Raw genomic sequence first — 12,408 nt, 5'->3', positions numbered from 1 at the left:
CGGATGGGTCAGCCGGCGGTGGCCGCAGCGGCGGCGTACCGGTTGGCGGGGACGGGCAGCCCGAGATGGCCACGCAGGGTGGTGGAGTCGTAGTCGGTGCGGAACGCGCCGCGCTCCTGCAGCGCAGGCACGAGCTCGTCGACGACGCGGCGGAAGTTGGCCGGGTGGTCGATGCCGATGTTGAAGCCGTCGCAGGCGCGCGCCTGCCACCACTCGACCAGGGCGTCGGCCACCGTGCTCGCGGTGCCCACGAACGGGCTCTTGCGGAACTGCCGGGTGGCCTCGACGGCCTGGCGCAGCGTCCAGCCGCTGGCCTGCGCCCGCTCGGTGATCTCCTTGGCGCGGGTGTAGAACGAGCGCTCGCCGTAGCGCAGCGCCTCGGCCGGGAACGGCGCGTCGAGGTCGTAGCGGGTGAAGTCGTGCCAGCCGAACGGACGGCCGAACTCCTCCAGCGCGGCGGTGAAGGTGTGGTCGCGCTCGTTGTCGGTGGCCTCGATCTCGCGGGCCTCCTCGTCGGTGTCGCCGAGCACGACCTTGATGCCCGGCATGATCACCAGGTGGTCGGGGTTGCGGCCGAACCTGCGCTGCGCGCGGGTCTTGATGTCGTCGTAGAAGGCCTGGCCGCTGGGGATGTCGGGGGCATGGGTGAAGATCCCCTCGCCGACGCTGGCGCCCAGGTCGCGGCCCTGGTCGGAGTCGCCGGCCTGGAAGACCACCGGGTGCCCCTGCGGCGAGCGCTGCAGGTTGAGCGGGCCGCGCACCTTGAAGTAGGTGCCCTCGTGGTCGAGCACGTGCTGCTTGCTGCGGTCGAAGAAGACCCCGCTCTCACGGTCGCGCACGAACGCGTCGTCCTCGTAGGAGTCCCACAGCGCCCGGGCCAGCTCGACGTACTCCTGCGCGCGCCCGTAGCGGGTGTCGTAGTCGAAGTGCTCGTCGAGCCCGTAGTTGCCGGCCGTGCCGGCGTCGCCGGTGGTGACGACGTTCCACCCGGCGCGGCCGTGGCTGATCAGGTCCAGGCTGCCCAGCCGCCGCACCAGGTTGAACGGGCTGTTGAAGGAGGTCGTGGCCGTGCCCACCAGGCCGATGCGGCTGGTCTGGGTGGCCAGCGCGCTGAGCAGGGTCAGCGGCTCGAGGCGGTTGAGGTAATGGGGCGGGGAGTAGGGAGTGATGAACTGGCTGTCGACGATGAAGACCAGGTCGAACAGCCCGCGCTCGGCCAGCTGGGCCATCTCGACGAACCAGTCGACGTCCACGCTGGCGTCACCGGGGATCTCCGGGTCCAACCACAGGGTGTGGCTGCCCGGGCCGCCGGTGCCGTAGGGCACCGCGCCCAAGTGCATCTGGCGCTGCTGGGTCTGGCGCTGGTGGGTCTGGCGCGGCGAGCCCATCGATCCCTCTTCCCGGTTGCCGTGCTTGCCTATGTCCAGCAACTTACAAGACTTAGCCGTCCAGACTCCAACGCCGCTTTCTGATGAGACCCATCGCGCCGCGTGATCGCTCGTCGGGTTAAGTGCACTAACCTGATCGACATGAGCAAGGTGTTGGACATCGCGCCGCTGCGCAGCCTGGTGGCCGTGGCCGACTGCGGTGGGTTCCAGCGGGCGGCCACCTCGCTGCACCTGAGCCAGGCCGGCGTCAGCCAGCACATCCGGCGCCTCGAGGCCGCCACCGGCCGGGCGCTGGTCGAGCGCCACGGCCGCGGCTCACGGTTCACCGCCGACGGCGACCGGCTCCTGGTGCAGGCGCGCCGGATCCTGGACCTGCACGACGACACCCTGCGCAGCTTCGCCGCCCCGGCCGAGCCGACGGTGACCATCGGGTCCACCGAGCACGCCGCCTCGCAGCTGCTGCCCGCCCTGGCCGCCGCGCTCGAGGTCAGCGCCCCCGGCCACCGCTTCCGGTTCCGCATCGACCGCGGCACCCGGCTGCGCGAGGCACTGGCCGCCGGCACTCTCGACCTCGCCCTGCTGCTGCACCCCGGCGATCCCGCCGCCGCGCCCGTGGGCGAGCTGGCGCTGACCTGGTTCTCCTCCCCCACCTGGAGCCCTCCGACCGGCCCGGCGCCGGTGCCGGTGGTCGCCTTCGACGAGCCGTGCGCGCTGCGCAGCCGCGCCCTGGAGACGCTGTCGGACCACGCGATCGCGGCCGTCGTGGGAGCCGAGGCCACCCAGCTGGCCGGCGTCCAGGCCGGCGTCGGCGCCGGACTCGGCGTGGCACTGATGGCCACGATGGGCCAGACCCCGCAGGGACTCGTGCCCCGCACCGACCTGCCCGAGGCCGCGCCGCTGCCGCTCTACGTCTGCGCCCGGCCGGGGTTCGACGAGCGCGTGCGCCGGCTCACCGCAAAGACCGTGGCCCCACTGCTGCCCCGCCGGCTGGCCACGATGGAGGCGGCGTCGTGAACCAGGAGCAACCAGCCGGCACCGACGGCACACCGGACGGCACACCGGATGGCATGGTGCGCACCGCGAGCGGAGTGCTCGTGCCGGCCGACATCGACCCCTTCCACCGGGTGCTGCACCACGTGGCCCCGGCCGGGCTGGTCGGCGACACCACCCAGACCAGCGGCATGCGGCGGCTGGAGGCCATCAGCGGCAAGACCGTCGGCTCCTCGTCGCTGTGGATGGGTCAGACCCACGTGCCCGCGGAGACGGCCTCGGCCAACCACCACCACGGTGCGTCGGAGACCGCCATCTACGTCGTCTCGGGCCACCCGGTGTTCGTCTTCCTCGAGGTCGACGGCGACCAGCCCGTCGAGACCCACGTCGAGACCTCCCCGGGCGACTACGTCTTCGTACCGCCGTGGGTCCCGCACCGCGAGGAGAACCCCGACCCCGCCGACGAGGCGGTGGTGGTGATCGCCCGCACCACCCAGGAGGCGATCGTGGTCAACCTGGCCGGCCTGGACTGGCGCGAGGTCGAGCGCACGCGTCGCTGATCGGAGGTCACCGGCGCCCTGAGAGAGTGGCGCCCGTGGAGGTGTGGCCGCTCGACCGCGAGCCCGACGAGCGCTACCGGCCGCTGCCCGAGCTGGTGGCGGGCGGGCTGGCCGAGCGGATCTGCGGGCGGCTCGGCGGCGCGCCGCTGCGGGTGGGGCAGTCGGCGGTGGTGATGGGCGTGGCCTCGCGGCTGTGGTCGGTGCTGCTGGTGCCGGCCGCCCGCGACGGCGTGCTCGTCGACGTCGCGGACCTGGTGGCCCGCGACGACGACGGCGCGCTGGTGCTGGGGATGAGTCGGTGGCGCACCCGGGCGGCCCCGAGCGTCGACGACGTCGACGCCGCCGCGCGCTCGGTGCTGGCACCGGTAGTGGACCTGCTGCCGCTCGCACCACGGCTGCTGTGGGCCAACGCCGCGGCCAGCCTGCGGGCGGTGCCTCGAGTGCACGAGCTCCCCGAGGCCGAGCCGCTGGTGGCCGCGCTGCTCGCGCGGCCCCCGTATGCGGGCGAGCTCGACCCCGACGGCCGACGCCGGACCTGCTGCCTGTTCTACGAGGTGACCGGCGCGGGGCTCTGCGGCGACTGCGTCTTCGACGCGGTGCCCGGGGGCTGAAGCAGCCGCTCGGCCAGGGGCGCGAACACCAGTCCGATGGTGGTCCACAAGATCAGCTGCGCGCCGACCGAGTAGAGCCGGAACCGGTAGAGCAGGTCCGCGTTGAAGCCGGGGAACACGATCCGGCCGGTGCCGTCGCGCAGTGGCAGCGGCGTCTCGGTGCGGTGGCGGCCGTACTCGACCACGTTGTCGTGCAGGTGACCCAGCGGGGGCAGCACGAGCATCACCACCGCCATCAGCACGACGAACCCTGCGCCGGCGAGCAGGGTGGCCCGCCAGCTGCCCCACCTCGCGGCCAGCTTCTGGCCGACGTAGACGGCCAGGAAGCCGAAGAGCACCGAGCAGAACACGGTGACGATGTAGAGCTCGCTGCGCGCCCGGATGGTCTCTTCGTGCCCGATGGCCGGCGGGTTGGCCGGGTACTTCACGAACGGCACGAGGTAGAGCAGCACGAACCCGGCGGCGGCCACCAGCAGCGCCAGCTGACGCGGCCGCACCCGGCCGGTGCGGCCCAGGCACACGGCATAAGCGACCGCGAAGAGCGCCCCCATGGCCGCGCCGAAGAGCACCAGGCCGGCGCCGATGCCGACCCAGCCCTGGATCGTGCGCGTGAAGATCTCGTGGCCCTCGTGGGCCACCGGGAGGCCTTGGGCGAGGTCGAGCTTGTGCTGAGCGGCGTCGCGGCCGCTCTCGTAGTCGATCGCCTGGCCGATCACCGGTTCGGCGAAGATGCGGGCGAAGACGTAGGCCAGTAGTCCGCCGAGGGCTCCTGCGAGCACACCTCGGCCGATGAGCTTGAGCTCCATCAGCTGCAGGTCAGCAGGTGATCAGTGGCAGGGGAAGCCGAGGAAGTGGCGGCCGTCGTGGAAGAACTCGTGGATGACCATGCTCTTGCCGAACACCGACCAGGCGCCCTGGTCGATGCCGATGAAGTAGTAGACGCCGAAGGCGATCAGCGCGGTGGCGAGCAGGATGGCGATCGACTTGGTCTGGGCCGTGACGACCGGGACCGTGACGGCCTGGGGGTGGGTCTGGGCGGCGGCGTTGCTCATGTGAACTCCTCCGGGAATCTCGCGTTCCCTGTGTGCGGATGGACGACGCCGGCCGATGACCTGACTCGCAGCTCGCGCTGCTCACAGTGGCGGGACCGTGCTGGAGTTGCACCAGCTTCCTCGCTCCGACGTCGGGTCGGACTCTAGTACGTGCCGCGCACCGGCGCAGCCCCTCGGCCGTAGGCTGATCGCCACAGGTCGCACGGTGCAGGAACCCGGTGCCAGCACACCCGCTGAAGTCCGGGGCGGTTCCGCCACTGTGAGGCGTCGACGAGGAACTGTCGGCGCCCAGCCAGACACTGGCCGTGCGACACCCACCGACGAGGGGCGCGAACCCCGAGGAGGACCCCCATGACCCGCATCGCGCTGTTGTCGACGTCCGACACCGACCTGCTCTCCGCCCGCGCCTGCGGCGCGGACTACCTGTTCGCCAACCCCGCCCGCCCCGGGCACCAGTCGATGGCCGAGGCGATCGAGGCCGCCGACCTCGTGGTCGGTCGTATCCTCGGCTCGCCGCAGGACCTGTGCGAGGGCTTCCGGCGGATCCGCGCCACCGGCAAGCCGATGGTGGTGCTGGGCGGCGAGCAGCAGCCCAGCGCCGAGCTGATGGAGCTCTCCAGCGTGCCCATCGGCATCGCGGCCGAGGCCCACCGCTACCTGGCCGAGGGCGGCCCGGGCAACCTCGCCCAGCTGCACGCGTTCCTCTCCGACACCGTCCTGCTCACCGGCGAGGGCTTCGAGCCGCCGGCCCAGGTGCCGGCCTGGGGTTGGGCGGAGCGTGACGCGGTGGAGGGCGACCTCCCTCGCGTGGGCGTGCTGTTCTACCGGGCGCACCAGATGAGCGGCAACGACGCCTTCGCCCATGCCCTGGCCGACGCCATCGACGCCACCGGCCAGGCGGTCGGCCGGCCGATCTTCAGCTCCTCGCTGCGCTCGGCCCCCGACGACCTCTACGACGCGCTCGGCACCCTCGACGCGCTGGTGGTCACCGTGCTCGCCGCGGGAGGCAGCACACCGGCCGGCGCGAGCGCCGGCGGCGACGACGAGGCGTGGGACGTCGAGCGCATGGCCGCCCTCGACATCCCTGTGCTGCAAGGGCTCTGCCTCACCAGCAGCCGCGCCGAGTGGGAGGCCTCCGACGACGGAGTCACCCCGCTCGACTCGGCCACCCAGATCGCCATCCCCGAGTTCGACGGCCGGATCATCACCGCGCCGTTCTCGTTCAAGGAGGTCGACGCCGACGGTCTGCCCCGCTACGTGGCCGACCCCGAGCGCTGCGCACGCGTGGCCGGCATCGCGGTGGCCCACGCCCGGTTGCGGCGTACGCAGCCCGCCGAGCGGCGCGTGGCCCTGATGCTCAGCGCCTACCCCACCAAGCACTCCCGCGTGGGCAACGCGGTCGGTCTCGACACCCCCGTCTCCACGGTCCGACTGCTGCGCCGGATGCGCGAGGCGGGCTACGACCTCGGCGCACCGGGTGAGATCCCGGGCCTGGACCTTGCGGACGACACCGAGGCCGGCGACGCGCTCATCCACGCCCTCATCGACGCCGGCGGCCAGGACGAGGAGTGGCTCACCCAGGCGCAGCTCACCGACGCGCACGTGCGCATCACCCGGGAGCAGTACCTCGACTGGACCGCGGGGCTGCCCGCCGAGCTGACCGACGCCGTCCGCGAGGCGTGGGGCGAGGCGCCGGGGTCGCTCTTCGTCAACGAGGCCCAGGAGCTGGTGCTGGCCACGATCCGCGCCGGCAACGTGGTGCTGCTGATCCAGCCGCCGCGCGGGTTCGGCGAGAACCCGGTGGCGATCTACCACGACCCCGACCTGGCGCCGTCGCACCACTACCTGGGGGCCTACCGCTGGATCGAGGGCTCGACCGACTCCGGCGGCTTCGGCGCGCACGCGGTGGTGCACCTGGGCAAGCACGGCTCGATGGAGTGGCTGCCGGGCAAGAACGCGGCGCTCTCGGCCTCCTGCGGCGCCGATGCGGCCATCGGCAACCTGCCGCTGGTCTACCCGTTCCTGGTCAACGACCCCGGCGAGGGTGCGCAGGCCAAGCGTCGGGCGCACGCGACGATCGTCGACCACCTCATCCCGCCGATGGCGCGGGCCGAGACCTACGGCGACATCGCGCGCCTGGAGCAGCTGCTCGACGAGCACGCCAACATCGCGGCCATGGACCCCGCCAAGCTGCCGGCCGTCCGCGCGGAGATCTGGACCCTCATGCACGCCGCGGAGATGCACCGCGACCTCGGGCTCGAGGAACGGCCGGACGACGAGGAGTTCGACGACTTCATCCTCCACGTCGACGGCTGGCTGTGCGAGATCAAGGACGCCCAGATCCGCGACGGGCTGCACGTGCTGGGTCAGGCACCCGACGGCGAGGCCCGCGTCAACCTGGTGCTGGCGATCCTGCGCGCGGCCCAGGTGTGGGGCGGCCAGCAGGCGGCGGTGCCGGGGCTGCGTGCGGCGCTGGGCCTCAAGGAGGGCGCCGAGGCCGCCACGGCCGTCGACGACGCCGAGCGCCAGGCGCGGGCGCTGGTGGAGGGCATGGAGGCGGCCGGCTGGTCGCCCGCGGCGGCGACCACGCTGCACGACGACCCGCAGGTGCAGCGCGTGCTGGCCTTCGCCGCCGAGCAGGTGGTGCCGCGGCTGGGCCGCACCACCGACGAGCTCGACGCCGTGCTCCACGCGCTCGACGGCGGCTTCGTACCGGCCGGGCCGTCGGGCTCGCCGCTGCGCGGTCTGGTCAACGTGCTGCCCACCGGCCGCAACTTCTACACCGTCGACCCGCGGGCGGTGCCGTCGCGGCTGGCCTGGGAGACCGGCCAGGCGATGGCCGACTCGCTGGTGCAGCGCTACCTCGACGACACCGGCGACTACCCGGCGTCGGTGGGGCTGAGCGTGTGGGGCACCAGCGCGATGCGCACCTCGGGCGACGACGTCGCCGAGGTGCTGGCCCTGCTCGGCGTCCGGCCCGAGTGGGACGAGGCCTCGCGCCGCGTGCAGCAGCTGCACGTGGTGCCGCTCGAGGAGCTCGGGCGCCCGCGGATCGACGTGACGGTGCGGATCTCGGGGTTCTTCCGCGACGCCTTCCCGCACGTGGTCGCCATGCTCGACGACGCGGTGCGGCTGGTGGCCGACCTCGAGGAGCCCGACGAGCAGAACTTCGTGCGCGCCCACACCCGCGCCGAGCTGGCCGCGCACGGCGACCAGCGTCGCGCCACCACGCGGATCTTCGGCTCCAAGCCGGGCTCGTACGGTGCGGGGATCCTGCAGGCGGTCGAGTCGGGCAGCTGGCGCGACGACCAGGACCTGGCCGAGGTCTACACCGCCTGGGGCGGCTTCGCCTACGGCCGCGACCTCGACGGCGTCGCCGCGGCCGACGACATGCGCTCGAACTACCGGCGCATCAAGGTGGCGGCCAAGAACATCGACACCCGCGAGCACGACATCGCCGACTCCGACGACTACTACCAGTACCACGGCGGCATGGTCGCCACCGTGCGCGCGCTGACCGGCGCCGACCCGCAGGCCTACGTCGGCGACTCCACCACGCCCGACGCCGTGCGCACCCGGACGCTGCAGGAGGAGACCAACCGCGTCTTCCGCGCCCGCGTGGTCAACCCGCGGTGGATCGGCGCGATGCAGCGGCACGGCTACAAGGGCGCCTTCGAGCTCGCCGCCACGGTGGACTACCTGTTCGGCTTCGACGCCACGACCGGCGTGGTGCACGACTGGATGTACGAGAAGCTCGCGCAGGAGTACGTGCTCGACGAGACCAACCAGGAGTTCATGAAGAAGTCGAACCCCTGGGCGCTGCGCGGCATCGTCGAGAAGCTCCACGAGGCCGTCGACCGCGGCTTGTGGGCCGAGCCCGACGCCGACACGCTCGCCGCCATGCAGCAGGTCTACCTCGACACCGAGGGCGACCTCGAGGACCGCAACGGTGGTTGAGGAGGGCGCCCCGCCCACCCCTGAGGTTGAGGAGGTTGCGCAGCAACCGTCTCGAAACCCCCCGGCCACCCCGGAACCCCCTCGCCGCGTCTGGCTCATCGGAGTCGGCCCCGGCGATCCCGAGCAGGTGACGCTCGAGGCGGTGGCCGCGATGCGGGCGGTGGCCTTCTTCGTGGTCAGCGACAAGTCGCCGCGAGGTGGCATGCCTGACCCGCTGGTCAACGCTCGCGAACGACTGCTGGAGCGCCACCTCGACCGCGAGCCGGTCGTGGTGCGGGTCGAGGACCCCGAGCGCGAGCGGCGTCCGGACCGCACGGCGTCGCAGGCCGAGTACGAGGCGGTGGTGGCGTCCTGGCACGAGGCCCGGGCGGTGGCGTTCGAGCAGGCACTGCTGACCCACGAGGGCGACGCCGGGTTCCTGGTGTGGGGCGATCCCGCCTTCTACGACTCCACGATCCGCGTGGTGGAGCAGGTGTGCGAGCGCGGGAACGTCGCGTTCGAGGTGCGCGTCGTGCCCGGCATCTCCAGCCTCCAGCTGCTGGCCGCTCGGCACGGTGTGGTGCTCCACGAGGTCGGCCAGGCGCTGCACGTGACCACCGGCCGCCGGCTGCGCGAGGCGGTCGAGGCCGGCCAGGACAACATCGTGGTCATGCTCAACCGCACCCTCGACCTGGCCGAGATGGCGGACTGGTCGATCTGGTGGGGGGCCAACCTGGGCACGGCCTCCGAGGAGCTCGTGGCCGGACGAGTGGGTGACGTGCTGGCGCAGATCGAGTCGGCCCGCGTGCGCGCCAAGGAGCGTGCGGGCTGGGTGATGGACGTGTTCCTGGTGCGCAGGTGAGCGCGCTCCTGGTGGCCGGGACCACCTCCGACGCCGGCAAGTCGGTCGTGACCACCGGGCTGTGCCGGGCGGCGTCGCGCCGCGGCATCGCGGTGGCGCCGTTCAAGGCGCAGAACATGTCGAACAACTCGATGGTGGTGCCGTCCGGCTGGGCTGGTGGGGCCGAGATCGGCCGCGCGCAGTGGATCCAGGCCCGGGCGGCGAGGGCCGAGCCCGAGGTCGCGATGAACCCGGTGCTGCTCAAGCCCGGCAGCGACCGGCGCAGCCACGTGGTGCTGATGGGGCAGCCCGCCGGATCGGTCTCGGCCACCGACTTCGTGACCGGTCGGCGCCACCTGGCCGAGGCGGCGTACGCGGCCTTCGACGATCTGCGCAGCCGCTTCGAGCTGGTGGTCGCCGAGGGCGCCGGCAGCCCGGCCGAGATCAACCTGCGGGCTTCCGACTACGTGAACCTGGGGCTCGCCCGGCACGGCGACGTGCCCACCGTCGTGGTCGGCGACATCGACCGCGGCGGGGTGTTCGCGGCGTTCTTCGGCACGGTCGCGCTGCTGGAGCCCGAGGACCAGCGGCTGGTGGCGGGGTTCGTGGTCAACAAGTTCCGGGGCGAGGAGTCGCTGCTGAAGCCCGGGCTCGACCGGCTGGGCGAGCTGACCGGACGCCCGGTCTACGGCGTGCTGCCCTGGCACCCCGACGTCTGGCTGGACTCCGAGGACGCGCTTGACCTGGAGTCGCGCCGCTCCGGCGACGGCACGCTGCGGGTGGCGGTGGTCCGGCTGCCGCGGATCTCCAACTTCACCGACGTCGACGCGCTGGGGCTGGAGCCCTCGCTCGACGTCGTCTTCGCCACCAACCCGCGCGGCATCTCCGACGCCGACCTCGTGGTGCTGCCGGGCACCCGCGCCACGATCGCCGACCTGGCCTGGCTGCGCTCGCGCGGGCTCGACCGGGCGATCCTCGCCCACGCCGAGGCGGGACGTCCGGTGCTCGGCATCTGCGGCGGCTGTCAGATGCTGGGTCGCACCATCGCCGACCCCGCGGGCGTCGAGGGCGCACCGGCGCAGATCGAGGGGCTGGGGCTGCTCGATCTGGTCACCGAGTTCACCGCCGAGAAGGTGCTGCGCACCCACGAGCCGGCCGGCTACGAGATCCACCACGGCCGGGTGAGCGGCACGCGGGTGTCGGGCGCGGTGACCGGCACGATGGTGCACGGTTCGCTCGAGGACGACGCGGCCCGCGACGCCTTCCTGCGCTCGGCCCTGGGGGTCGGCGCTCAGGCGTCGTTCCCGGCGGCGCGCGAGCGGCGGCTCGATCTCCTGGCCGACCTGGTGGAGCAGCACCTCGACGTCGACGCGCTGCTCGGCCTCGCCGAACGGGGCGTGCCCGACCTGCCGGTGCTGGCGGTCGGACCGTGAGCGTACTGGTGCTGGGCGGCACCGGGGAGGCGCGGCAGCTGGCCACGCGACTGGTGGCCGCCGGGCTCGACCCGGTCTCCTCGCTGGCCGGGCGGGTCGCCCGGCCCCGGCTGCCCGAGGGGCGCGTGCGCATCGGCGGCTTCGGCGGGCCGGCCGGGCTGGCGGCGTACCTGCGCAAGGAGCGGCCCGACGCGGTGGTGGACGCGACCCACCCGTTCTCGCCGACGATCTCGGCCCACGCCGCCGCCGCGTGCGCCGAGGTGGGCGTGCGGTCGCTGCGGCTGCAACGCCCCGGTTGGACGCCACGGACGGGCTGGCGCTGGGCCGAGGACCACCACGAGGCGGCGCGGCTGGCGGCCTCGGTCGGCACGCGGCCCTTCCTGACGGTGGGCCGGCAACCGCTGGCGGCCTTCGTCGGACCGCTGGCCGAGGCGGCCGCCCTGGTGCGAGTCGTCGACCCGCCCGACCTGGACCTGCCGGCGACCTGGACGCTGCTCACCAGCCGCGGCCCCTACGACCTGGCCGGCGAGACCGCGACGATGCGCGGGGCCGACGTGCTGGTCACCAAGGACTCCGGCGGCGGGCACACCGTGGCCAAGCTCGACGCCGCCGAGGCCCTGGGCGTGCCCGTCGTGGTGGTGCGACGACCGGCCCCGCCGGCCGGGGTCGCCTGCGTCAGCGACGTCGACGCCGTGCTGCGATGGCTGCGCACGTGAGCACCGCGGCGACGTCCACCCGCCACGCCAGGGCCGTCGCCCGCCGGACGTCCTCGCGCGCGGGCGCGCGGCCGTCGCCGAGCACGGCGCGGTCCTCCACGCCGCTGGCGTAGACGTTGCGGCCGCCCAGCCGCACGCCGAGCGCCCCGGCGAAGGCGGCCTCGACCGGCCCGGCGTTCGGGCTCGGGTGGAGGCGGGCGTCGCGACGCCACGCCCGCCACGCTCCCCGGGGGTCGTCGCCGAGCAGCACCACGAGGGTCGCCGTGAGGCGGGAGCCCGGCAGGTTGAGCACGTCGTCGAGCCGCGCCGAGGCCCAGCCGAACTCGCGGTAGCGCTCGGTACGGTGACCCACCATCGCGTCGAGGGTGTTCGCGGCGCGGTAGGCCAGCAGCCCGGGCACGCCGAGCAGCGCGCCCCACACCAGCGGCGCCACCACGGCGTCGGAGGTGTTCTCGGCCACCGACTCCACCACGGCGCGGGCGACCTCGGCCTCGTCGAGCCGACTGGTGTCGCGCCCGACCAGGTGGGTGAGCCGCTGCCGGGCGGCCGGCAGGTCGTCTGCCTCGAGCAGCTCGGCCACCGCCAGCGCCTCGCGCTCCAGCGACCGGCCCCCGAGCACCACCCAGGTGGCGGCTGCGGTGCCGACGGCGCCGAAACCCCGCACTTGCGCAGTTCTGCGCTCGAACGAACGCCCCACGAGGGCACATAGCGTGACGAGAGTGCACGCAAGTGTGCAGCCGGCGCGTCGGGAGTCGGCGTACAGCACCCGCTCCAGCCGCCCGGCCAGCCACCCGAAACCGGCCACCGGGTGCCATCGGGCAGGATCGCCGCACACCCGGTCGGCGAGGAAGCCGAGCAGCAGTCCCAGCCATCTCATGGGA

At 73.4% G+C, this 12,408-nt stretch carries 11 protein-coding genes and 1 riboswitch; of the genes, 7 read left to right on the top strand and 4 right to left on the bottom strand.

The window, feature by feature from the left end; genetic code table 11:
- Positions 1 to 8: 8 nt before the first annotated feature.
- Positions 9 to 1,388, bottom strand: coding sequence for an LLM class flavin-dependent oxidoreductase (locus tag D9V37_RS04895; RefSeq protein WP_121805042.1), 1,380 nt, complete (start codon positions 1,386 to 1,388; stop codon positions 9 to 11).
- Positions 1,389 to 1,529: 141 nt separating this feature from the next.
- Between D9V37_RS04895 and D9V37_RS04890 the strand changes: the two genes are divergently transcribed.
- Genes D9V37_RS04890 through D9V37_RS04880 form a run of 3 tightly spaced genes read left to right on the top strand, consistent with a single transcriptional unit; the run spans position 1,530 to position 3,549 of the window.
- Complete coding sequence (locus tag D9V37_RS04890; protein ID WP_121805041.1) at positions 1,530 to 2,402, top strand: LysR family transcriptional regulator; 873 nt, start codon at positions 1,530 to 1,532, stop codon at positions 2,400 to 2,402.
- Positions 2,399 to 2,938, top strand: a complete 540-nt coding sequence (locus D9V37_RS04885) for a cupin domain-containing protein (protein WP_232524750.1) — start codon at positions 2,399 to 2,401, stop codon at positions 2,936 to 2,938. Before D9V37_RS04890 ends, D9V37_RS04885 begins: the two co-directional genes overlap by 4 nt.
- 35 nt (positions 2,939 to 2,973) lie before the next feature.
- On the top strand, positions 2,974 to 3,549 hold the full coding sequence (locus D9V37_RS04880; RefSeq protein WP_147455870.1) for a (2Fe-2S)-binding protein: 576 nt from the start codon (positions 2,974 to 2,976) through the stop codon (positions 3,547 to 3,549).
- On the opposite strand, the gene D9V37_RS04875 is transcribed toward D9V37_RS04880, so the two are convergent.
- Both D9V37_RS04875 and D9V37_RS04870 read right to left on the bottom strand, forming a co-directional pair.
- Positions 3,486 to 4,355 carry a CbtA family protein gene (locus D9V37_RS04875; protein WP_121805039.1) on the bottom strand — a complete coding sequence of 290 codons (870 nt, stop codon included), beginning with the start codon at positions 4,353 to 4,355 and terminating at the stop codon, positions 3,486 to 3,488. The two genes, D9V37_RS04880 and D9V37_RS04875, sit on opposite strands and share 64 nt — an antisense overlap.
- A gap of 21 nt (positions 4,356 to 4,376) precedes the next feature.
- Positions 4,377 to 4,601 carry a CbtB domain-containing protein gene (locus D9V37_RS04870; RefSeq protein WP_121805038.1) on the bottom strand — a complete coding sequence of 75 codons (225 nt, stop codon included), beginning with the start codon at positions 4,599 to 4,601 and terminating at the stop codon, positions 4,377 to 4,379.
- Between the two features lie 33 nt (positions 4,602 to 4,634).
- Positions 4,635 to 4,781, bottom strand: a riboswitch (cobalamin riboswitch).
- A 171-nt stretch (positions 4,782 to 4,952) separates the two neighbouring features.
- Here D9V37_RS04870 and cobN point away from each other — a divergent pair.
- The 4 genes from cobN to D9V37_RS04850 all read left to right on the top strand — a co-directional run bounded on the left by cobN (position 4,953) and on the right by D9V37_RS04850 (position 11,527).
- Positions 4,953 to 8,558, top strand: coding sequence for a cobaltochelatase subunit CobN (gene cobN, locus D9V37_RS04865; RefSeq protein WP_121805037.1), 3,606 nt, complete (start codon positions 4,953 to 4,955; stop codon positions 8,556 to 8,558).
- Positions 8,559 to 8,655: 97 nt separating this feature from the next.
- Complete coding sequence (cobF, locus tag D9V37_RS04860; RefSeq protein ID WP_269778363.1) at positions 8,656 to 9,399, top strand: precorrin-6A synthase (deacetylating); 744 nt, start codon at positions 8,656 to 8,658, stop codon at positions 9,397 to 9,399.
- A complete protein-coding gene (locus D9V37_RS04855; protein WP_121805035.1) occupies positions 9,396 to 10,811 on the top strand; it encodes a cobyric acid synthase in 1,416 nt (471 codons plus the stop codon). Before cobF ends, D9V37_RS04855 begins: the two co-directional genes overlap by 4 nt.
- Positions 10,808 to 11,527: a cobalt-precorrin-6A reductase gene (locus D9V37_RS04850; RefSeq protein ID WP_121805034.1), complete on the top strand. Its 720-nt coding sequence runs from the start codon at positions 10,808 to 10,810 to the stop codon at positions 11,525 to 11,527. The genes D9V37_RS04855 and D9V37_RS04850 overlap by 4 nt, the downstream gene beginning before the upstream one ends.
- Here D9V37_RS04850 and D9V37_RS04845 read toward each other — a convergent pair.
- Positions 11,487 to 12,404, bottom strand: coding sequence for a cobalamin biosynthesis protein (locus D9V37_RS04845; RefSeq protein ID WP_121805033.1), 918 nt, complete (start codon positions 12,402 to 12,404; stop codon positions 11,487 to 11,489). The genes D9V37_RS04850 and D9V37_RS04845 overlap by 41 nt on opposite strands.
- Between the last annotated feature and the right edge of the window lie 4 nt (positions 12,405 to 12,408).

The sequence above is a fragment of the Nocardioides mangrovicus genome (genome assembly GCF_003674065.1).
Taxonomy (GTDB): domain Bacteria; phylum Actinomycetota; class Actinomycetes; order Propionibacteriales; family Nocardioidaceae; genus Marmoricola; species Marmoricola mangrovicus.
This window is presented reverse-complemented; position numbering and strand designations above follow the sequence as displayed.

Excerpts from the sequence above, each read along its gene's own strand:
- D9V37_RS04895 (WP_121805042.1), bottom strand. The coding sequence starts at position 1,388 with ATGGGCTCGCCGCGCCAGACCCACCAGCGCCAGACCCAGCAGCGCCAG.
- D9V37_RS04890 (WP_121805041.1), top strand. The coding sequence starts at position 1,530 with ATGAGCAAGGTGTTGGACATCGCGCCGCTGCGCAGCCTGGTGGCCGTG.
- D9V37_RS04875 (WP_121805039.1), bottom strand. The coding sequence starts at position 4,355 with ATGGAGCTCAAGCTCATCGGCCGAGGTGTGCTCGCAGGAGCCCTCGGC.
- D9V37_RS04870 (WP_121805038.1), bottom strand. The coding sequence starts at position 4,601 with ATGAGCAACGCCGCCGCCCAGACCCACCCCCAGGCCGTCACGGTCCCG.
- cobN (WP_121805037.1), top strand. The coding sequence starts at position 4,953 with ATGACCCGCATCGCGCTGTTGTCGACGTCCGACACCGACCTGCTCTCC.
- D9V37_RS04845 (WP_121805033.1), bottom strand. The coding sequence starts at position 12,404 with ATGAGATGGCTGGGACTGCTGCTCGGCTTCCTCGCCGACCGGGTGTGC.